Source organism: Pantoea sp. FN0305 (assembly GCF_050113845.1).
GTDB classification, from domain to species: domain Bacteria; phylum Pseudomonadota; class Gammaproteobacteria; order Enterobacterales; family Enterobacteriaceae; genus Mixta; species Mixta alhagi.
The window spans coordinates 15,850-36,486 of record NZ_JBNJSN010000016.1 but is presented as its reverse complement, the minus strand read 5'-3'; the positions used below and the strand labels follow the sequence as shown (position 1 = coordinate 36,486).

Sequence of the window (20,637 nt, the reverse complement as noted above, 5' to 3'; positions counted from 1 at the left end):
GACTTCCCGGGCGACGACACTCCGATCGTTCGCGGTTCCGCGCTGAAAGCGCTGGAAGGCGAAGCAGAGTGGGAAGAGAAAATCATCGAGCTGGCTGGTCACCTGGATTCTTACATCCCGGAACCTGAGCGTGCGATTGATAAGCCGTTCCTGCTGCCGATCGAAGACGTATTCTCAATCTCTGGCCGTGGTACCGTTGTTACCGGTCGTGTTGAGCGTGGCGTGATCAAAGTTGGTGAAGAAGTTGAAATCGTTGGTATCAAAGATACGGCGAAATCTACCTGTACCGGCGTTGAAATGTTCCGCAAACTGCTGGACGAAGGTCGTGCTGGTGAGAACGTTGGTGTTCTGCTGCGTGGTATCAAGCGTGAAGAGATCGAGCGTGGTCAGGTTCTGGCTAAGCCGGGCTCCATCAAGCCGCACACCCAGTTCGAATCAGAAGTTTATATTCTGTCCAAAGACGAAGGCGGCCGTCACACTCCGTTCTTCAAAGGCTACCGTCCTCAGTTCTACTTCCGTACTACTGACGTGACTGGCACCATCGAACTGCCGGAAGGCGTTGAGATGGTAATGCCGGGCGACAACATCAAAATGGTTGTTACCCTGATCCACCCGATCGCGATGGACGACGGTCTGCGTTTCGCAATCCGTGAAGGCGGCCGTACCGTAGGCGCGGGCGTTGTTGCTAAAGTTCTGGGCTAATTGCCGATAACATTTGACGCAACGTACAAGAAGAGGGCATCATTTGATGCCCTTTTTATACGCTGTAACATAGAACCTGGCTCATCAGTGATTTTCCGCTCATAATCATTGCTGAGACAGGCTCTGTAGCACGGCGTGATCGACCGAGTTACGCCTTAACAGCTGCATTCGGTTTGGCTGCCTCGCATGCGCGGGGCAAAATTGTTTCTGATTTATGTGGCAGGTTGGTTTATGAGTGCTAATACCGAAGCTCAAGGAAGCGGGCGCGGCCTGGAAGCAATAAAGTGGGTAGTCGTCGCCATTTTGCTGATCGTAGCAATCGTAGGTAACTTCTATTATCGCGAAGTGACCTTACCGCTGCGCGCATTGGCTGTTGTTGTTCTCATCGCGTTGGCGGGCGGTATCGCACTGTTAACGACGAAAGGTAAAGCAACGCTGGCTTTCGCTCGTGAAGCCAGAACCGAAGTGCGCAAAGTCATTTGGCCTACGCGTCAAGAAACGCTGCATACCACGTTAATCGTTGCCGCGGTTACCGCCGTGATGTCACTGATTTTGTGGGGGCTGGATGGTATTCTGGTCCGTCTGGTATCGTTTATCACTGGCCTGAGGTTCTGAGATGTCTGAAGCTCCAAAAAAGCGCTGGTACGTCGTTCAGGCGTTTTCCGGTTTTGAAGCGCGCGTAGCACAGTCGCTGCGTGAGCATATCAAATTGCACAACATGGAAGAATTGTTTGGCGAAGTCATGGTGCCCACTGAAGAAGTGGTAGAAATCCGTGGCGGCCAGCGTCGTAAAAGCGAGCGCAAATTCTTCCCGGGTTACGTCCTGGTGCAGATGGTTATGAATGACGCGAGCTGGCACCTGGTGCGCAGCGTTCCGCGTGTTATGGGTTTCATCGGCGGAACTTCCGATCGCCCGGCACCCATCAGCGATAAAGAAGTTGATGCGATCATGAACCGCCTGCAGCAGGTTGGCGACAAACCCCGTCCCAAGACGCTGTTTGAGCCAGGTGAAATGGTTCGCGTTAACGATGGTCCGTTTGCCGACTTTAACGGCGTGGTGGAAGAAGTTGATTATGAGAAGAGCCGCCTGAAGGTGTCTGTTTCTATTTTCGGCCGTGCCACACCGGTTGAGCTGGATTTCGGCCAGGTCGAAAAAGGCTAAATTGCCCAATCGAAATTTTCGATTAAGGGTTGCAGAAGGCGCGAAATTGCCCTACAATTTCGCGCCTTTTGTTTTTATGTGGCTTTAATGCCATGTGAAAGATTAATCACGGGAAGCCTTAAACGGCGTTATACCCAAAAGAGGAAATATCATGGCTAAGAAAGTACAAGCCTACGTCAAGCTGCAGGTTGCAGCTGGTATGGCTAACCCGAGTCCGCCAGTAGGTCCGGCTCTGGGTCAGCAGGGCGTTAACATCATGGAATTCTGTAAAGCGTTTAACGCCAAAACAGAAAGCATTGAAAAAGGTCTGCCGATTCCGGTTGTTATTACCGTTTATTCTGACCGTTCTTTCACCTTCGTTACCAAAACGCCTCCGGCAGCTGTGCTGCTGAAAAAAGCGGCGGGTATCAAGTCTGGTTCTGGCAAGCCGAACAAAGACAAAGTCGGTAAAGTAACCCGTGCTCAGGTACGTGAAATCGCAGAAACCAAAGCTGCGGACATGACTGGTGCTGACGTAGAAGCGATGACTCGCTCTATCGAAGGTACTGCTCGTTCCATGGGCCTGGTAGTGGAGGACTAAGAAATGGCTAAGCTGACCAAGCGCATGCGTGTGATCCGTGACAAAGTTGATGCGACTAAACAGTATGACATCAACGAAGCTGTTGCTCTGCTGAAAGAACTGGCTACCGCTAAATTCGTTGAAAGCGTTGACGTTGCTGTAAACCTCGGCATCGACGCTCGTAAATCCGATCAGAACGTGCGTGGCGCAACTGTACTGCCGCACGGTACCGGTCGCTCTGTACGTGTTGCTGTATTTACCCAGGGCGCAAACGCTGAAGCTGCGAAAGCAGCTGGCGCAGAGCTGGTAGGTATGGAAGATCTGGCTGAGCAGATCAAAAAAGGCGAAATGAACTTTGACGTTGTTATCGCATCTCCGGATGCAATGCGCGTTGTTGGCCAGCTGGGCCAGGTTCTGGGTCCGCGCGGCCTGATGCCGAACCCGAAAGTGGGTACGGTTACGCCGAACGTTGCTGAAGCAGTTAAAAATGCTAAAGCTGGCCAGGTTCGTTACCGCAATGACAAAAACGGCATCATCCATACCACTATCGGTAAGGTTGATTTCGACGCTGACAAACTGAAAGAAAACCTGGAAGCCCTGCTGGTTGCGCTGAAAAAAGCAAAACCGTCTCAGGCGAAAGGCGTGTACATCAAGAAAGTTAGCCTGTCTACCACCATGGGCGCTGGCGTTGCCATCGACCAGTCTGGTCTGACTGCAGTGGCGAATTAATAATCGCTTTACGCGGGCGAAAGTTTCTACTAGAATCTTACGCCCGTTGTTCTGTTAAAACAGAACGCATGCCTGAAGTTTTATTTTTAGCATCTGTAACGATGCCAAAGAAAAAGCAAGGCAACAGATTTTCGGTTGGAGCCTGGCCTTATCCAGGCCTCCGTCCAAGACCGCAGGTGTTTCGAAAGAAACTTAATATTCCTGCGTAGACGGTGACAGAGCCTGAAGAATATTTTTATTTTCTGGATTCTGCTCACCGTGTTTTAGCGCCTGGCTTCCTTCCGGTCGCCAGGTGAAGTGAGTTCCGGTGGAATTTTTCCTCCGGCTAAAATCCAGGAGCAAAAGCTAATGGCATTAAATCTTCAAGACAAACAAGCGATTGTTGCTGAAGTCAGCGAAGTAGCCAAAGGCGCGCTGTCTGCGGTAGTTGCGGATTCTCGTGGCGTTACCGTTGATAAAATGACTGAACTGCGTAAAGCAGGTCGTGAAGCTGGCGTTTACATGCGTGTTGTTCGTAACACCCTGCTGCGCCGCGTCGTAGAAGGTACTCAGTTCGAGTGCCTGAAAGACACGTTTGTTGGTCCGACCCTGATTGCATACTCTATGGAACACCCGGGCGCTGCTGCTCGTCTGTTCAAAGAGTTCGCGAAAGCGAATGCAAAATTTGAGGTCAAAGCTGCAGCCTTTGAAGGTGAGCTGATCCCGGCGGCACAAATTGACCGTCTGGCAACGCTGCCGACCTACGAAGAAGCACTGGCACGTCTGATGTCGACCATGAAAGAAGCCGCTGCAGGCAAACTGGTCCGCACTCTGGCTGCCGTACGCGATGCAAAAGAAGCCGCTTAAGGCCTTCTTTTACTACGCACTTTTACGTACACACTATTTTCTGATTCTTAGGAACAATTGTCATGTCTATCACTAAAGATCAAATTCTGGAAGCAGTAGCCGCTATGTCCGTAATGGAAGTGGTTGAACTGGTTTCCGCTATGGAAGAAAAATTCGGCGTTTCTGCTGCTGCTGCTGTAGCTGTTGCTGCTGGCCCGGCTGAAGCTGTTGAAGAAAAAACTGAGTTCGACGTAGTCCTGAAAGCTGTTGGCGCTAACAAAGTTGCTGTGATCAAAGCAGTACGTGGCGCAACTGGCCTGGGCCTGAAAGAAGCGAAAGATCTGGTTGAGTCTGCACCGGCTGCGCTGAAAGAAGGCATCAGCAAAGACGACGCTGAAGCTCTGAAAAAATCCCTGGAAGAAGCTGGCGCTGAAGTTGAAGTTAAATAAGCCAACCCTCCAGGTTGCAGCCTGACTTTTTAGGCTGATGGCTGGTGACTTTTTGGTCACCAGCCTTTTTGCGCTACAGGGCTTCAATGGGGTTTCGCACTGTTTGTCCATTGAACGTCTTCAATATCTTTTTCTATCGACGCCTTAATATACTGCTTCCCTGCAGGGTTCCCTGCCCATGCAACAGCAATGAAATGATTTAAGAGTGATAGAAAGACGTATTGCGGAAAGTCTCTCGTACTTTCCGGCAAACAAAATAGTGTTGCATGAACTGTCCTTCAGGACGGACAGAGTGGGTCGACTTGTCAGCTAGCTGAGGAACCCTATGGTTTACTCCTATACCGAGAAAAAACGCATTCGTAAGGATTTTGGGAAACGTCCACAGGTTCTGGACATTCCTTATCTCCTTTCTATCCAGCTTGACTCGTTCCAGAAGTTTATCGAGCAAGATCCGGAAGGCCAATACGGTCTGGAAGCTGCATTCCGTTCCGTATTCCCAATCCAGAGCTATAGCGGCAACTCTGAGCTGCAGTATGTCAGCTACCGCTTAGGCGAACCTGTATTTGATGTGAAAGAGTGTCAGATCCGTGGCGTGACATATTCTGCTCCGCTGCGCGTTAAACTGCGCCTGGTGATCTACGAGCGCGAAGCGCCGGAAGGCACCGTTAAAGACATCAAAGAACAAGAAGTTTACATGGGCGAAATTCCGCTCATGACCGAAAACGGTACCTTTGTTATCAACGGTACTGAAAGGGTTATCGTTTCTCAGCTGCATCGTAGTCCTGGCGTATTCTTTGACAGCGATAAGGGTAAAACCCACTCTTCGGGTAAAGTGCTGTATAACGCACGTATCATCCCTTACCGCGGTTCATGGCTTGACTTTGAGTTTGACCCGAAAGACAACCTGTTCGTCCGTATTGACCGTCGTCGTAAGCTGCCGGCTAGTATCATTCTGCGCGCACTGAGCTTCACCACTGAGCAGATTCTCGATCTGTTCTTCGAAAAAGTGGTGTTTGAAATCCGTGACAACAAGCTGCAGATGGAACTGGTGCCTGAGCGTCTGCGTGGCGAAACTGCCTCTTTCGATATCGAATCGAACGGTACGGTCTACGTTGAAAAAGGCCGTCGTATTACCGCGCGTCATATTCGTCAGCTGGAAAAAGATGGTATCCAGCATATCGAAGTGCCGGTGGAGTACATTGCAGGCAAAGTGGTTGCTAAAGACTACGTTGACGAAAGCACCGGTGAGCTGATCGTATCCGCTAACATGGAGCTGTCGCTGGATCTGCTGGCCAAGCTGAGCCAGGCGGGTCATAAGCGTATCGAAACGCTGTTTACCAACGACCTTGACCACGGCGCCTATATCTCCGAAACGCTGCGCGTTGACCCAACCAACGATCGCCTGAGCGCGCTGGTTGAGATCTATCGCATGATGCGTCCGGGCGAGCCGCCGACGCGTGAAGCTGCGGAAAACTTGTTTGAGAATCTGTTCTTCTCCGAAGATCGTTATGACCTTTCTGCGGTAGGCCGCATGAAGTTCAACCGCTCTCTCGGCCGTGATGAAATCGAAGGCTCTGGTATCCTGAGCAAAGATGACATCATCGAAGTCATGAAGAAGCTCATCGGTATCCGTAACGGTAAAGGCGAAGTGGACGATATCGACCACCTCGGCAACCGTCGTATCCGCTCCGTAGGCGAAATGGCCGAAAACCAGTTCCGCGTAGGTCTGGTGCGCGTTGAGCGTGCGGTGAAAGAGCGTCTCTCTCTGGGCGACCTCGATACCCTGATGCCGCAGGATATGATTAACGCTAAGCCGATCTCCGCGGCGGTGAAAGAGTTCTTTGGTTCCAGCCAGCTGTCTCAGTTTATGGACCAGAACAACCCGCTGTCAGAGATCACGCATAAGCGTCGTATCTCTGCCCTGGGCCCAGGCGGCTTGACGCGTGAGCGTGCAGGCTTCGAAGTGCGAGACGTACACCCGACTCACTATGGTCGCGTATGTCCAATCGAAACGCCGGAAGGTCCGAACATCGGTCTGATCAACTCCCTGTCGGTATATGCGCAGACTAACGAATACGGTTTCCTTGAAACGCCGTACCGTCGCGTTATCGATGGCGTGGTCACCGACGAAATTCATTACCTCTCTGCTATCGAAGAGGGTAACTACGTTATCGCTCAGGCGAACACCAACCTCGATGAAGAGGGTCATTTTGTCGATGATCTGGTGACTTGCCGTAGCAAAGGCGAATCGAGCCTGTTCAGCCGCGACCAGGTTGACTACATGGACGTTTCCACCCAGCAGGTGGTTTCTGTCGGTGCGTCCCTGATCCCGTTCCTGGAGCACGATGATGCTAACCGCGCCCTGATGGGTGCGAACATGCAACGTCAGGCGGTTCCGACTCTGCGTGCTGATAAGCCGCTGGTAGGTACCGGTATGGAACGTGCGGTAGCGGTTGACTCCGGTGTAACCGCCGTAGCGAAACGTGGTGGTACCGTACAGTATGTTGATGCTTCTCGTATCGTTATCAAAGTTAACGAAGAAGAGATGTATCCGGGCGAAGCCGGCATCGACATCTACAACCTGACTAAATATACCCGTTCTAACCAGAACACCTGCATCAACCAGATGCCGTGTGTTTCTCTGGGTGAGCCGGTTGAGCGCGGCGACGTGCTGGCTGATGGTCCGTCCACCGACTTGGGTGAACTGGCGCTGGGTCAGAACATGCGCGTAGCGTTCATGCCGTGGAACGGCTACAACTTCGAAGACTCCATTCTGGTCTCCGAGCGCGTAGTACAGGAAGATCGTTTTACCACGATTCATATCCAGGAACTGGCCTGCGTGTCGCGTGACACCAAGCTGGGGCCTGAAGAGATCACCGCTGATATCCCGAACGTGGGTGAAGCTGCGCTCTCCAAGCTGGATGAATCCGGTATCGTTTATATCGGTGCGGAAGTGACCGGTGGCGACATTCTGGTTGGTAAGGTAACGCCGAAAGGTGAAACCCAGCTGACGCCAGAAGAGAAACTGCTGCGTGCGATCTTCGGTGAGAAAGCGTCTGACGTTAAAGACTCTTCTCTGCGCGTACCAAACGGCGTTTCAGGTACCGTTATCGACGTGCAGGTCTTTACCCGCGATGGCGTGGAAAAAGACAAACGCGCGTTGGAAATCGAAGAGATGCAGCTGAAGCAGGCGAAAAAAGACCTGACTGAAGAACTGCAGATCCTCGAAGCTGGCCTGTTTGCCCGTATCCACTCAGTGCTGGTTTCCGGCGGTGTGGAAGCGGAAAAACTGGACAAGCTGCCGCGCGAGCGTTGGCTGGAGCTGGGCCTGACCGACGAGCAGAAACAGAATCAGCTGGAGCAGCTGGCTGAGCAGTACGATGAGCTGAAGCACGAGTTTGAGAAGAAACTTGAAGCGAAGCGCCGCAAAATCACTCAGGGCGATGACCTGGCACCGGGTGTGCTGAAAATCGTTAAAGTGTATCTGGCCGTTAAACGTCAGATCCAGCCTGGTGACAAGATGGCAGGTCGTCACGGGAACAAAGGTGTTATCTCCAAGATCAACCCGATCGAAGATATGCCTTACGATGAGAACGGTACGCCGGTCGACATCGTACTGAACCCGCTGGGCGTACCGTCACGTATGAACATCGGTCAGATTCTGGAAACGCACCTGGGCATGGCTGCCAAAGGCATTGGTGACAAGATCAATGCGATGCTGAAGAAGCAGGAAGAAGTCGCCAAGCTGCGTGAGTTTATCCAGCGTGCTTACGATCTGGGTGCCGACGTACGTCAGCGTGTTGATCTGAACACCTTCTCTGATGATGAAGTGCTGCGCCTGGCAGAGAACCTGAAAAAAGGTATGCCGATCGCAACGCCGGTGTTTGATGGCGCGAAAGAGAGCGAAATCAAAGAGCTGCTGCAGCTTGGCGATCTGCCGACTTCTGGCCAGATCACCCTGTTTGATGGCCGTACTGGCGAGCAGTTCGAGCGTCCGGTTACCGTTGGCTACATGTACATGCTGAAACTCAACCACCTGGTTGATGACAAGATGCACGCACGTTCTACCGGCTCTTATAGCCTGGTTACTCAGCAGCCGCTGGGTGGTAAGGCACAGTTCGGTGGTCAGCGCTTCGGTGAGATGGAAGTGTGGGCGCTGGAAGCATACGGTGCGGCCTACACGCTGCAAGAAATGCTTACCGTTAAGTCTGATGACGTTAACGGTCGTACCAAAATGTATAAAAACATCGTGGACGGCAACCATCAGATGGAACCGGGCATGCCGGAATCCTTCAACGTACTGTTGAAAGAGATCCGCTCGCTGGGTATCAACATCGAGCTGGAAGACGAGTAATTACCGCAAGGTAGCACTCGCAGTCGTACTGGTTACAAGAGAGTCCGGGCTTGCCCGGGCTTTCTTGAGAAGTCTCACTCCGACGGGAGCTAATCCGTGAAAGACTTACTTAAGTTTCTGAAAGCGCAAACTAAAACCGAAGAGTTTGATGCGATCAAAATTGCTCTGGCCTCGCCAGACATGATCCGTTCCTGGTCTTTCGGTGAAGTGAAAAAGCCGGAAACCATTAACTACCGTACCTTCAAGCCAGAGCGTGATGGTCTGTTCTGCGCCCGTATCTTCGGGCCAGTAAAAGACTATGAATGCCTGTGCGGTAAGTACAAGCGCCTGAAACACCGCGGTGTTATCTGTGAGAAGTGCGGCGTTGAAGTGACCCAGACTAAAGTGCGCCGTGAGCGTATGGGCCACATTGAGCTGGCTTCTCCGACTGCGCACATTTGGTTCCTGAAGTCTCTGCCGTCCCGTATCGGTTTGCTGCTGGATATGCCGCTGCGTGATATCGAACGCGTACTGTACTTCGAATCCTATGTGGTGGTTGAAGGCGGTATGACCAACCTCGAGAAGCGTCAGATCCTGACTGAAGAGCAGTATCTGGATGCGCTGGAAGAGTTTGGCGACGAATTCGATGCGAAGATGGGCGCGGAAGCGATCCAGGCGCTGCTGAAGAATATGGATCTGGAGCAGGAATGCGAGCAGCTGCGCGAAGAGCTGAACGAAACCAACTCCGAGACCAAACGTAAGAAGCTGACCAAGCGTATCAAACTGCTGGAAGCGTTCGTGCAGTCTGGCAACAAGCCGGAGTGGATGATCCTGACCGTGCTGCCGGTTCTGCCGCCGGATCTGCGTCCGCTGGTTCCGCTGGACGGCGGTCGTTTTGCGACTTCTGACCTGAACGATCTTTATCGTCGCGTCATTAACCGTAACAACCGTTTGAAACGTCTGCTGGATCTGGCTGCGCCAGATATCATCGTACGTAACGAAAAACGTATGCTGCAGGAAGCGGTAGATGCGCTGCTGGATAACGGCCGTCGTGGTCGCGCCATCACTGGCTCCAACAAGCGTCCGCTGAAGTCGCTGGCTGACATGATCAAAGGTAAGCAGGGTCGTTTCCGTCAGAACCTGCTGGGTAAACGCGTCGACTACTCTGGTCGTTCCGTTATTACCGTAGGTCCTTACCTGCGTCTGCATCAGTGCGGCCTGCCGAAGAAAATGGCGCTGGAACTGTTCAAACCGTTCATCTACGGCAAGCTGGAGCTGCGTGGTCTTGCTACCACCATCAAAGCCGCCAAGAAAATGGTTGAGCGTGAAGAAGCGGTAGTTTGGGATATCCTGGATGAAGTTATCCGTGAGCACCCGGTTCTGCTGAACCGTGCGCCGACGCTGCACCGTCTGGGTATTCAGGCTTTTGAACCGGTTCTGATCGAAGGTAAAGCTATCCAGCTGCATCCGCTGGTTTGTGCGGCATATAACGCCGACTTCGATGGTGACCAGATGGCTGTTCACGTACCGCTGACGCTGGAAGCCCAGCTGGAAGCGCGTGCGCTGATGATGTCGACCAACAACATTCTGTCTCCGGCGAACGGCGAACCGATCATCGTTCCGTCTCAGGACGTTGTACTGGGTCTGTACTACATGACCCGCGACAAAGTGAACGCCAAAGGCGAAGGCATGGTGCTGACTGGCCCGAAAGAAGCTGAGCGTGTTTATCGCGCTGGCCTGGCCGAGCTGCATGCGCGCGTTAAAGTGCGTATCACTGAATACGAAAAAAATGAGCAGGGCGATTTCATCCCGAAAACCAGCATTATCGATACTACTATCGGCCGTGCAATTCTGTGGATGATCGTACCGCAAGGTCTGCCGTACTCCATCGTCAACCAGGCGCTGGGTAAAAAGGCGATCTCCAAAATGCTGAACACCTGTTACCGCATTCTGGGCCTGAAGCCGACCGTTATCTTTGCTGACCAGACCATGTACACCGGTTTTGCCTACGCAGCCCGTTCAGGTGCTTCCGTTGGTATCGATGATATGGTTATTCCGGCGAAGAAAGTGGAAATCATCACCGAAGCGGAAGCGGAAGTGGCTGAGATTCAGGAACAGTTCCAGTCTGGTCTGGTAACGGCTGGCGAGCGCTATAACAAGGTTATCGATATCTGGGCCGCGGCAAACGAACGTGTTGCTAAGGCGATGATGGAAAACCTCTCTACCGAAACGGTTATCAACCGTGACGGCGAAGAGGAAAAACAGGTTTCCTTTAACAGCATCTTTATGATGGCCGACTCTGGTGCGCGTGGTTCCGCCGCTCAGATTCGTCAGCTGGCTGGTATGCGTGGTCTGATGGCGAAGCCGGATGGCTCCATCATCGAAACGCCGATCACCGCGAACTTCCGTGAAGGTCTGAACGTACTCCAGTACTTCATCTCCACACACGGTGCGCGTAAAGGTCTGGCGGATACCGCACTGAAAACGGCAAACTCCGGTTATCTGACCCGTCGTCTGGTTGACGTGGCGCAGGACCTGGTAGTAACCGAAGATGACTGTGGTACGCATGAAGGCATCATGATGACGCCGGTTATCGAAGGTGGCGACGTTAAAGAGCCGCTGCGTGAGCGCGTTCTTGGCCGTGTAACGGCAGAAGACGTACTGAAGCCGGGCACTGCTGACATTCTGGTATCACGTAACACTCTGCTTGATGAGCACTGGTGTGACGTACTGGAGCAGAACTCTGTCGACAGCGTTAAAGTTCGCTCTGTTGTTGCCTGTGAAACCGACTTCGGTGTGTGTGCACACTGCTACGGTCGTGACCTGGCGCGTGGCCACATCATCAACAACGGTGAGGCTATCGGCGTTATCGCGGCACAGTCAATCGGTGAGCCGGGTACACAGCTGACGATGCGTACCTTCCACATCGGTGGTGCGGCATCGCGTGCGGCTGCTGAATCCAGCATCCAGGTGAAGAACAAAGGTACTATCAAGCTGACCAACGCCAAGTCGGTTACCAACTCCGCTGGCAAGCTGGTTATTACCTCCCGTAACGTTGAACTGAAAATGATCGACGAATTCGGGCGCACCAAAGAAAGCTATAAAGTGCCTTACGGTGCGACCATGGCGAAAGGTGACGGTGAGCAGGTCAATGCCGGTGAAACGGTAGCGAACTGGGATCCACACACCATGCCGGTTATCACTGAAGTGAGCGGTTTCATCCGTTTCACCGATATGATCGACGGCCAGACCATTACCCGTCAAACTGACGAGCTGACCGGTCTGTCTTCGCTGGTGGTACTGGATACCGCAGAACGTACCACAGGTGGTAAAGATCTGCGTCCGGCACTGAAAATCGTTGATGCTAACGGTAACGATGTACTGATCCCGGGCACCGATATGCCGGCACAGTACTTCCTGCCGGGCAAAGCGATTGTTCAGCTGGAAGATGGTGTGAAGATCAGCTCTGGTGATACGCTGGCGCGTGTGCCGCAGGAATCTGGCGGTACTAAAGATATTACTGGTGGTCTGCCGCGCGTTGCTGACCTGTTTGAAGCGCGTCGTCCGAAAGAACCTGCGATTCTGGCTGAAATCAGCGGTATCGTCTCCTTCGGTAAAGAGACCAAAGGCAAGCGTCGTCTGGTGATCACGCCGATCGACGGTAGCGATCCGTACGAAGAGATGATTCCGAAATGGCGTCAGCTCAACGTGTTTGAAGGTGAGCGCGTAGAACGTGGTGACGTTATCTCCGATGGTCCGGAATCACCGCATGACATTCTGCGTCTGCGTGGCGTTCAGGCTGTGACCCGTTATATCGTTAACGAAGTGCAGGACGTATACCGTCTGCAGGGCGTTAAGATTAACGATAAACATATCGAAGTTATCGTGCGTCAGATGCTGCGTAAAGCAACCATCGCTAACGCGGGCAGCTCCGAGTTCCTGGAAGGCGAGCAGGTAGAATACTCACGCGTGAAGATTGCCAACCGCGATCTGGAAACCAATGGCAAAGTGGGCGCAACTTACGCTCGCGATCTGTTGGGTATTACCAAAGCGTCACTGGCAACCGAATCGTTCATCTCTGCAGCATCGTTCCAGGAAACCACCCGTGTCCTGACCGAAGCCGCAGTAGCAGGCAAGCGTGATGAACTGCGCGGCCTGAAAGAGAACGTGATCGTGGGTCGTCTGATCCCGGCTGGTACCGGTTACGCGTACCATCAGGATCGTATGCGTCGTCGCCAGTCTGGCGAGCCGACCGTGGCGCCTCAGGTGAGCGCGGAAGAAGCAACGGCCAGCCTGGCCGAGCTGCTGAACGCCGGCCTCGGTGGCAACGACGACGAGTAATCGTCAGACGTAGCGCCGTTAGAGCCATAAATAAAAAACCCTGCTTCGGCAGGGTTTTTTTATGGAAATCCAAAAACATGTAAGCTTTTCTGATCCTGTTTTCACCTGTTGTGAAAAAAACGATATTTACTGAGGAAGAATAATATCGCCATGCATAACGGGGACATCAAGGAATGATAAGGTCGCTCTTTCAGTATGCCAATCAAGATAAGCGGTGCACCACTTGCCCGGTAATAATGGTCGCTATCCTATGGAGTTCTTTTAACATCAAATGTTCTCGGTCGGGTTAAGACGTTTATCTGGGTGCCATTATTTGTCACTATCTCTGCAAGACCTGATTCAAAATTTGGCTATGCTCACCGATATCCATATTGTCTAAAAGAAACCGTACATCATCTCCTCTGGCATGGCCTAAATCTATCCAGCCAGGAACGTCGGAGTAGACCAGCCCATTATCCGATACAGGTGCGTACTGCCCATCAATGACGCTATCACGATTAGCCATTTTCTCTCCCTGTTAGCATATCTCCTTTAGTCGCTTTACCTGCGCTTTACTCAAAAAAATTATTGAAATCAGTAATAAACGCGAAAATTAAGTAAAAAATGAGGCGTTATAATCTAGTCAGCTGCCTGAATATATTTACTGAAGCGGCCGGGAAGCCGCAGCGAGAATAGTCATAAAGAATATGAATACGATCGGCTATTATGCTGCTCTAAAGCCTTAGTTGAGTAACCGCTAAACTTTGTGGCCATCGGGCACAGGTAGAAGTGTGCTTATCTATTTGTTTACTGCATATCAAGGGAATCCAGGCATGAACTTATCTGGCAAGGCTCTGCTGTTATTAATGCTGTCTGGTGGGCTACCCACCGCAATGGCTATCGCCGAGCCGCCGGGAGAGCCGGTACAGCGTTTTTTTAAAGGGTGGCAGGTAACCTGCAACAACCTTAACGACTGCGATATCCGCAACGTGGATGAAAATATGCGCATCGTGATCCGTCATCAGGCGGGGCCTGAAGGTACTGCCTCGCTGGATATTATGAGCTTTGATGCCAGGAAAGCGGAGGGGGTCTGGCTGGATGGAAAACGGTGGAACCATGCCATAAGCCTTTCAGATGCTGATGCGAATAATGATTACGCTAATGCACACAGCGACAGCTTAAGCGATATTCAGGCGCTGGTGACAGCGGCTAAAAATGCCATGACGATTTCCCTGACGTCCGATAATGAGATTACCGGTTCATTAAGCGGCCTGAATGCGGCGCTGCTGTTTGTTGATGAACGGCAGGGGCGTCTCGGTAATCAAACGGCGCTGTTTAAAACCGGTACTGAGCCAGCCGGGAGCGTGCCGTCGCGCGCCTCCGTAGCGCCTTCATTACCGCCTGTGCCGCCTGTTGTGCCATTAAATAACGCCCAGGCGCTGCTTCAAAAGGTGATCGCCAGCCAGCAGCCGGTACTGAAAAGGGAAGAGTGCGAACCCGCTGAAGAAGATATCGCACGCAGCGAGGCGCAACCGCTGGACGCGCAGCATGCTTTAGTGATGATTAACTGCGGCATGGGAGCCTATCAATCTTCCAGCGTACTGTTTATTACGCCGCGCGCCGCACCTGAAAAAGCGCAGCAGTTGGTGCTACCGTTACCGTTACATAACGCGGAAGGCAAGCCCAATAGCGTAAGTTGGTTTACCGAAGCCAGCTACGATCCGCACAGCGGTCAGTTGTTTCATGCTGCGCGTGGTCGAGGCATCGCTGATTGCGGCGAAAGCGCAGCCTGGCGCTATGACGGTAATATATTCCATTTGATGAGCTATAACAGTCAGCCGGGCTGCGACGGTGGTGAACCGGGAGACTGGCCTTCGGTATGGGCTACGCCGGGTTATACCGACAGCGAAAACAGCCGGTAATTACCCGGTCTCATTGCCGGGTTGCGGAGGGCAGGGTCAGCAGAGTGAATAAAAAACTGACCCTGGTCAGCACGTTATTGCCTGACGTCATCACTGTAATTCGTCCAGCCAGCACGGCAAAGCGCAGCCGTTCAGTACTGGATAATCCCTTCCAAAAAAGATCGGCAACGCTTTATTCATTACCCTTTATTGCGGCGTGCGTCCCAGCCAGCTGTCCCAGTCTTTCCATACCGGTTGTAATCCTGCCTGCGTAAGCGCCGCTGCCACTTCCTGAGGGGTACGGTGATCGTCCGGTGAAAACTGCTCCAGCTGCGGATTATTTTCGGCATAGCCGCCAGGCTGTGTTTTGGAGAAAGCGCTAATGCTGTTGATGGCCAGCGGTACTACTCGGTCGCGAAACGCAGGAGATTCCCGCGTTGACAGCGAAAGCTCTACTTCCGGCGCAAACAGGCGGAAAGCGCAGATGGTCTGCACCAGCTGGGCTTCGCTCATCAGCGAAGCAGGCTCAATACCGCCAGCACAGGGGCGTAAGCGTGGGAAAGAAACGGAATAACGGCTCTGCCAGTAAGTTTTTTGTAACCACAGCAGATGTTCCCCCAGCATAAAACAGTCAGTTCGCCAGCTGTCGGAAAGACCAATCAGCGCGCCAAGTCCGATCTTGTCGATCCCGGCGCGGCCAAGCCGATCCGGCGTTTCCAGCCGAAAGAAAAAGTCCTGCTTGTTTCCTTTCAGATGGTGCTGCTGATAGATTTTGGGCTGGTAGGTTTCCTGATAAACCAGCACGCCATCCAGTCCGATATGCTTCAGCCCCACATATTCCGCTTCCGATAGCGGCTGCACTTCCATCATCAGCGAACTGAAATGCCGTCGGATCTGCGGCAGATGCTGGTGGAAGTATTCAATGCCTACTTTGGTCTGATGCTCGCCAGTAACCAGCAGCAGATGATCAAAGCCCATGGCGCGGATCGCCTGACATTCGCGTTCGATCTCATCCGCATCAAGCGTTTTACGCTTAATGCGGTTGCTCATTGAAAAACCGCAATAGGTACAGTCATTGGCGCACAGATTCGAAAGATAAAGCGGCACGTAAAAACTAACCGTATTGCCGAACCGCTGACGCGTCAGGCGTTGAGCTTTCTGCGCCATTGGCTCAAGAAAAGCCGCCGCCGCCGGAGAGAGCAATGCCATAAGATCTTCACGATCCGGGCGCGAGGCGTTTAGCGCCTGCTGCACATCGGCGGCGGTTTTGCTGTGAATACGCAGGCGAATATCATCCCAGTCAAGCTGCCGCCAGCGTTCAGTAAAATCCTTCATTACGCGCCCTCCGATTCACTGAGAAAAGCAGTCAGCGGACTGGATGGCACTGCCTGTGGCTGGCTGGCGCCAAGGCCGCTTTGGTGCGCGATGCGTCCGGCTTCAACAGCGAGACGAAATGCCCGCGCCATTTCTACCGGAGAACGCGCCACGGCAATCGCTGTATTTACCAACACCGCATCCGCGCCCATTTCCAGCGCTTCACTGGCATGACTGGGCGCACCGATACCAGCATCAATAACCACCGGCACTTTCGCCTGTTCGATGATGATCGCCAGCAGATCGCGGGTTTTTAATCCCTGGTTGCTGCCGATAGGCGCGCCCAACGGCATAACCGCGGCGCATCCCACTTCTTCCAGCCTTTTGCACAATACCGGATCGGCGCTGCAATAGGGCAGCACGGTAAAGCCTTCCCTGACCAGTTGTTGCGCCGCTTTCAGCGTCTCAACCGCATCCGGCAGCAGATAACGCGCATCGGGATGAATTTCCAGCTTCAGCCAGTGGGTGCCAAGCGCTTCGCGCGCCAGACGGGCGGCAAAGATCGCTTCCTCTGCGGTTTTCGCTCCCGAGGTATTTGGCAGCAGCTGTACGCCCAGTGCCTGCAACGGGGCAAGTATGCCATCGTCGCCGCCGCGTAAGTCGAGACGTTTCATCGCCATGGTCACCAGCTGCGAGCCGGAGGCGCGAATCGCTTCCAGCATCAACGCGGGCGTGGCGAACTTGCCGGTGCCGGTAAACAGGCGTGAAGAAAATTGTTTGTCTGCTATCTGTAACATATCAGCCTCCGGCTATTGCCTGAAAAATCACCACCACATCGCCTTCACGTAATGCATGCTGTGACCAACTGCCACGCGGTATTATCTGTTGATTAACCGCCAGCGCAGTGCCAGCAGGCTGACACTCCAGCTTATCCAGCAGTTGATCCAGCGTGAGCGGAGGATCCAGCATCAGCGTTTCATCATTAACGACGATCTTCATTTATCGCCTCCGCAGATCGGGCAATGCGGATCGGCTGTCAGGCTCAACGTACGCCAGGTTTGTTGACGACCATCAAACAGACGCAGCTCTCCATCCAGCGCCGAAGGCAGGCCAGCGAGCATTTTGAGCGCCTCAAGCGCCTGTAACGTTCCGATTGTGCCCACGACCGGGCCAAGTACGCCGGCGGTACGGCAGTTACGCTGAGGTTCGCTGTTGTCTGGCCAGAGGCAGCGGTAGCAGCCATGTCGCCAGGGCGGTGAGATCACCAGCAGTTGTCCGCTGAAACCAACGGCGCTTCCGCTGATCAGCGGCGTATTGGCCGCGACGCAGGCAGTATTAACCACATGACGGGTGGTCATATTATCGCTACAGTCCAGCACCAGATTCACCTGTGGCACCCAGTGCGCCAGCTGTTCAGCATCCATTCTTTCCTGCAGGGCGATAGTTTCCACCTGTGGATTAAGGGATTGCAGTTGATACTGGGCCAGTGGCGCTTTCGCTTTACCGCAGTCGGCGCTGCGATAGAGGATCTGTCGCTGTAAGTTGCTGATATGCAAAATATCATCATCAGCCAGCAGCAGCTTGCCAACGCCCGCCGCCGCCAGCCATAGCGCGGCCGGCGCGCCAAGACCGCCAAGGCCGACAATCAGTACGCTGGCCTGTTGCAGCTTCTGTTGGCCCTCTACGCCAAATTCTTCCAGCAGAAGCTGGCGGCTGTAACGCAGGAAATCACGATCGTTAATCATGATCCTCATCTCCCGTACCGGCCAGCGCCAGTAATTGTTGGGTGGCGTCGCGCCAGTCAGCCGCTTTTGTAATCGCGCTTACCACCGCAATGCTGCCGACGCCGCAGGCCAGAACATCCGGCGCGCGTTCAAGACTGATACCGCCGATGGCAACGGTAGGTATATCTTCCAGCCGTGCCAGATGGCGTTTTAACTGCTCCAGCCCCTGAGGAGAAGAGGGCATTAGCTTGGTTTGCGTCGGGAAAATATGGCCCAGGGCAATATAGGAGGGCTTCACGGCCAATGCCCGATCGATTTCCTCATCATCATGCGTAGAAATGCCAAGACGCAGGCCAGCGTGACGAATTGCCTGCAAATCGGCGACATCCAGATCTTCCTGTCCCAGATGAACGCCATAAGCATGGTGTTTAATCGCTAACTGCCAGTAATCATTGATAAACAGCCGAGCCTGGTACGTTTTACCTAACGCGATAGCCTGTTGCACAATCGGCTCTACTTCGGCGTCAGGCTGGTCTTTGATGCGTAGCTGTAAGGTACGCACGCCCGCATCCAACAGACGCGCTATCCATTCCAGACTATCGACAACAGGATAGAGACCAAGCCGGTGGGGCGTTGCAGGAAAAGGCTGGCTCATGCTTTTTCCTCCGGGCGGAGTGCATCAGCAGGATGATAAAGCTCACTGCCACGCTGTCGAAATGCCTGCGACATCTCAGCCATGCCCACTGCAATCGGCTGCGCCTCAGCCTGCTGTTTTGCCGCGTAATCGCGCACTTCCTGGGTGATTTTCATTGAGCAGAATTTCGGACCGCACATTGAACAGAAGTGTGCGACCTTGCCTGACTCCTGCGGCAGCGTTTCATCGTGATAAGCGCGAGCGGTATGCGGATCGAGTGCAAGGTTAAACTGATCTTCCCAACGGAATTCAAAACGCGCTTTTGACATGGCGTTATCGCGGATCTGCGCGCCGGGATGACCTTTCGCCAGATCGGCGGCATGTGCGGCGATCTTATAGGTAATCAGGCCTTGCTTAACATCCTCTTTATTCGGCAGGCCCAGATGCTCTTTCGGCGTGACGTAGCAGAGCATCGCACAGCCAAACCAGCCAATCATGGCGGCGCCGATACCGGAGGTGAAATGGTCATAGCCAGGGGCAATATCGGTGGTCAACGGGCCGAGCGTGTAAAAAGGTGCTTCGTGGCAGTGTTCCAGCTGCTCGGTCATATTGCGTCGGATCATCTGCATTGGCACATGTCCCGGCCCTTCAATCATCACCTGAACGTCATACTCCCAGGCAATTTTAGTCAGCTCGCCCAATGTATGCAGTTCGGCAAACTGCGCTTCATCATTGGCATCCTGAATCGAGCCGGGACGTAGCCCATCGCCCAGCGACAGAGATACATCATAGGCGGCACAAATTTCACAGATTTCGCGGAAGTGCTCATAAAGAAAGCTTTCCTGATGATGGGAGAGGCACCACTTAGCCATAATCGAGCCGCCGCGCGAAACGATGCCGGTCAGACGTTTTGCCGTCATGGGCACATAGCGCAACAGCACCCCCGCGTGGATAGTAAAATAGTCCACGCCCTGTTCCGCCTGTTCCAGCAGGGTATCGCGGAACAGTTCCCAGGTCAGGTTTTCCGCAATGCCATTGACCTTTTCCAGCGCCTGATAAATAGGAACCGTACCAATCGGCACCGGGCTGTTACGCAAAATCCACTCGCGCGTTTCATGAATGTAGCGTCCGGTAGAGAGATCCATCACCGTATCCGCGCCCCAGCGGGTGGACCAAACCAGCTTTTCAACCTCTTCTTCAATAGAGGAGCTGACGGCAGAGTTGCCGATATTGGCATTCACCTTAACCAAAAAGTTACGGCCAATAATCATTGGCTCGGCTTCGGGGTGGTTAATATTGGCAGGGATAATCGCGCGGCCTGCGGCAACCTCCTGGCGCACAAATTCCGGCGTGATGTTTTCCGGCAGCTGAGCGCCAAAGCCGTGGCCAGGATGCTGCTGGAGCAGAACTTCGCTGCGAATGCGTTCGCGGCCCATGTTTTCCCGCAGTGCGATAAATTCCATTTCCGGCGTGATGATCCCCTGACGGGCATAGTGCAGTTGGGTAACGCGGCGGCCAGCTTGCGCGCGGCGCGGACGCGGCAGGTTATCAAAGCGCAAATGATCAAGCCCTTCATCTTTCAGGCGCAGCTGGCTGTAGCTGGAGCTAAGTTCTGTCTGTTCGGTATCAGCACGTTGCTCGATCCAGGCACTACGTAGGCGCGGCAGCCCCTTATGCACATCGATAGTTGCTTCGGGATCGCCATACGGGCCAGCCGTATCGTAAACCGGCACCGGCTCGTTATCTTCATAGACCGGCGCGGTTTTATCACCGCCGATCAACGTTGGGCTCAGCTGGATTTCACGCATCGGTACGCGAATATCGGGGCGGCTGCCTTGGATCCAGATACGCTTTGAGTTGGGAAATGCGGTTCCCTGTAAAGAGGCGATAAATTGTTGCGCCTGGGCGCGCTGTTCACGACGGTTTGGTTTAGCAGACATAGCAAACTCCAGATAAAGGAACGTTGCTTGTCCGGAGCTCGGAAG

At 53.4% G+C, this 20,637-nt stretch carries 17 protein-coding genes; 10 read left to right on the top strand and 7 right to left on the bottom strand.

Annotated features, from left to right (window positions below):
• From ACQE3Y_RS20060 to rpoC, 9 genes are all read left to right on the top strand, one after another.
• Nucleotides 1-702 (top strand): EF-Tu/IF-2/RF-3 family GTPase (locus tag ACQE3Y_RS20060; protein ID WP_426982375.1); only part of this gene is annotated, 702 nt, incomplete at its 5' end.
• 231 nt (nucleotides 703-933) lie between these two features.
• Nucleotides 934-1,317, top strand: coding sequence for a preprotein translocase subunit SecE (gene secE / locus ACQE3Y_RS20055; RefSeq protein ID WP_085072266.1), 384 nt, complete (start codon nucleotides 934-936; stop codon nucleotides 1,315-1,317).
• 1 nt (nucleotide 1,318) lies between these two features.
• Nucleotides 1,319-1,864 (top strand): transcription termination/antitermination protein NusG, encoded by a 546-nt coding sequence (nusG, locus tag ACQE3Y_RS20050; RefSeq protein ID WP_085069543.1) that lies wholly within the window; start codon nucleotides 1,319-1,321, stop codon nucleotides 1,862-1,864.
• Nucleotides 1,865-2,015: 151 nt separating this feature from the next.
• A complete protein-coding gene (gene rplK, locus ACQE3Y_RS20045; protein ID WP_085069544.1) occupies nucleotides 2,016-2,444 on the top strand; it encodes a 50S ribosomal protein L11 in 429 nt (142 codons plus the stop codon).
• Between the two features lie 3 nt (nucleotides 2,445-2,447).
• Nucleotides 2,448-3,152, top strand: a complete 705-nt coding sequence (gene rplA / locus ACQE3Y_RS20040; RefSeq protein WP_250651102.1) for a 50S ribosomal protein L1 — start codon at nucleotides 2,448-2,450, stop codon at nucleotides 3,150-3,152.
• Nucleotides 3,153-3,500: 348 nt separating this feature from the next.
• Complete coding sequence (gene rplJ, locus ACQE3Y_RS20035) at nucleotides 3,501-3,998, top strand: 50S ribosomal protein L10 (RefSeq protein WP_012772934.1); 498 nt, start codon at nucleotides 3,501-3,503, stop codon at nucleotides 3,996-3,998.
• A gap of 62 nt (nucleotides 3,999-4,060) precedes the next feature.
• Entirely contained in the window at nucleotides 4,061-4,426 is a 366-nt protein-coding gene (gene rplL / locus ACQE3Y_RS20030; protein WP_038629792.1) for a 50S ribosomal protein L7/L12, read from the top strand.
• Between the two features lie 325 nt (nucleotides 4,427-4,751).
• Nucleotides 4,752-8,780: a DNA-directed RNA polymerase subunit beta gene (gene rpoB, locus ACQE3Y_RS20025; RefSeq protein WP_426982374.1), complete on the top strand. Its 4,029-nt coding sequence runs from the start codon at nucleotides 4,752-4,754 to the stop codon at nucleotides 8,778-8,780.
• A gap of 96 nt (nucleotides 8,781-8,876) precedes the next feature.
• The gene (gene rpoC / locus ACQE3Y_RS20020; RefSeq protein ID WP_426982373.1) at nucleotides 8,877-13,100 is read left to right on the top strand and encodes a DNA-directed RNA polymerase subunit beta'; all 4,224 of its coding nucleotides are present in this window, start codon (nucleotides 8,877-8,879) and stop codon (nucleotides 13,098-13,100) included.
• 319 nt (nucleotides 13,101-13,419) lie between these two features.
• On the opposite strand, the gene ACQE3Y_RS20015 is transcribed toward rpoC, so the two are convergent.
• Nucleotides 13,420-13,605: a hypothetical protein gene (locus ACQE3Y_RS20015; protein WP_426982372.1), complete on the bottom strand. Its 186-nt coding sequence runs from the start codon at nucleotides 13,603-13,605 to the stop codon at nucleotides 13,420-13,422.
• Nucleotides 13,606-13,912: 307 nt separating this feature from the next.
• Here ACQE3Y_RS20015 and ACQE3Y_RS20010 point away from each other — a divergent pair, with 307 nt between their 5' ends.
• Nucleotides 13,913-15,001, top strand: coding sequence for a DUF1176 domain-containing protein (locus tag ACQE3Y_RS20010; protein WP_426982371.1), 1,089 nt, complete (start codon nucleotides 13,913-13,915; stop codon nucleotides 14,999-15,001).
• Between the two features lie 186 nt (nucleotides 15,002-15,187).
• On the opposite strand, the gene thiH is transcribed toward ACQE3Y_RS20010, so the two are convergent.
• From thiH to thiC, 6 genes are read right to left on the bottom strand one after another with little or no spacing between them, the layout of a single operon-like run.
• On the bottom strand, nucleotides 15,188-16,315 hold the full coding sequence (gene thiH, locus ACQE3Y_RS20005) for a 2-iminoacetate synthase ThiH (RefSeq protein ID WP_426982370.1): 1,128 nt from the start codon (nucleotides 16,313-16,315) through the stop codon (nucleotides 15,188-15,190).
• Complete coding sequence (locus tag ACQE3Y_RS20000) at nucleotides 16,315-17,091, bottom strand: thiazole synthase (RefSeq protein WP_426982369.1); 777 nt, start codon at nucleotides 17,089-17,091, stop codon at nucleotides 16,315-16,317. Before ACQE3Y_RS20000 ends, thiH begins: the two co-directional genes overlap by 1 nt.
• A 1-nt stretch (nucleotide 17,092) precedes the next feature.
• Nucleotides 17,093-17,293, bottom strand: a complete 201-nt coding sequence (gene thiS, locus ACQE3Y_RS19995) for a sulfur carrier protein ThiS (RefSeq protein WP_426982368.1) — start codon at nucleotides 17,291-17,293, stop codon at nucleotides 17,093-17,095.
• Nucleotides 17,290-18,039 (bottom strand): HesA/MoeB/ThiF family protein, encoded by a 750-nt coding sequence (locus tag ACQE3Y_RS19990; protein WP_426982367.1) that lies wholly within the window; start codon nucleotides 18,037-18,039, stop codon nucleotides 17,290-17,292. The genes thiS and ACQE3Y_RS19990 overlap by 4 nt, the downstream gene beginning before the upstream one ends.
• Nucleotides 18,032-18,673 carry a thiamine phosphate synthase gene (gene thiE, locus ACQE3Y_RS19985; RefSeq protein WP_426982366.1) on the bottom strand — a complete coding sequence of 214 codons (642 nt, stop codon included), beginning with the start codon at nucleotides 18,671-18,673 and terminating at the stop codon, nucleotides 18,032-18,034. The genes ACQE3Y_RS19990 and thiE overlap by 8 nt, the downstream gene beginning before the upstream one ends.
• Nucleotides 18,670-20,592 carry a phosphomethylpyrimidine synthase ThiC gene (thiC, locus tag ACQE3Y_RS19980; protein WP_426982365.1) on the bottom strand — a complete coding sequence of 641 codons (1,923 nt, stop codon included), beginning with the start codon at nucleotides 20,590-20,592 and terminating at the stop codon, nucleotides 18,670-18,672. Before thiC ends, thiE begins: the two co-directional genes overlap by 4 nt.
• Nucleotides 20,593-20,637 lie beyond the last annotated feature (45 nt).

What these genes read in the sequence shown, in the direction of transcription:
- secE (WP_085072266.1), top strand. Translation starts at nt 934, where the DNA reads ATGAGTGCTAATACCGAAGCTCAAGGAAGCGGGCGCGGCCTGGAAGCA.
- nusG (WP_085069543.1), top strand. Translation starts at nt 1,319, where the DNA reads ATGTCTGAAGCTCCAAAAAAGCGCTGGTACGTCGTTCAGGCGTTTTCC.
- rplK (WP_085069544.1), top strand. Translation starts at nt 2,016, where the DNA reads ATGGCTAAGAAAGTACAAGCCTACGTCAAGCTGCAGGTTGCAGCTGGT.
- rplA (WP_250651102.1), top strand. Translation starts at nt 2,448, where the DNA reads ATGGCTAAGCTGACCAAGCGCATGCGTGTGATCCGTGACAAAGTTGAT.
- rplJ (WP_012772934.1), top strand. Translation starts at nt 3,501, where the DNA reads ATGGCATTAAATCTTCAAGACAAACAAGCGATTGTTGCTGAAGTCAGC.
- rplL (WP_038629792.1), top strand. Translation starts at nt 4,061, where the DNA reads ATGTCTATCACTAAAGATCAAATTCTGGAAGCAGTAGCCGCTATGTCC.
- rpoB (WP_426982374.1), top strand. Translation starts at nt 4,752, where the DNA reads ATGGTTTACTCCTATACCGAGAAAAAACGCATTCGTAAGGATTTTGGG.
- ACQE3Y_RS20015 (WP_426982372.1), bottom strand. Translation starts at nt 13,605, where the DNA reads ATGGCTAATCGTGATAGCGTCATTGATGGGCAGTACGCACCTGTATCG.
- ACQE3Y_RS20010 (WP_426982371.1), top strand. Translation starts at nt 13,913, where the DNA reads ATGAACTTATCTGGCAAGGCTCTGCTGTTATTAATGCTGTCTGGTGGG.
- thiH (WP_426982370.1), bottom strand. Translation starts at nt 16,315, where the DNA reads ATGAAGGATTTTACTGAACGCTGGCGGCAGCTTGACTGGGATGATATT.
- ACQE3Y_RS20000 (WP_426982369.1), bottom strand. Translation starts at nt 17,091, where the DNA reads ATGTTACAGATAGCAGACAAACAATTTTCTTCACGCCTGTTTACCGGC.
- thiS (WP_426982368.1), bottom strand. Translation starts at nt 17,293, where the DNA reads ATGAAGATCGTCGTTAATGATGAAACGCTGATGCTGGATCCTCCGCTC.
- ACQE3Y_RS19990 (WP_426982367.1), bottom strand. Translation starts at nt 18,039, where the DNA reads ATGATTAACGATCGTGATTTCCTGCGTTACAGCCGCCAGCTTCTGCTG.
- thiE (WP_426982366.1), bottom strand. Translation starts at nt 18,673, where the DNA reads ATGAGCCAGCCTTTTCCTGCAACGCCCCACCGGCTTGGTCTCTATCCT.
- thiC (WP_426982365.1), bottom strand. Translation starts at nt 20,592, where the DNA reads ATGTCTGCTAAACCAAACCGTCGTGAACAGCGCGCCCAGGCGCAACAA.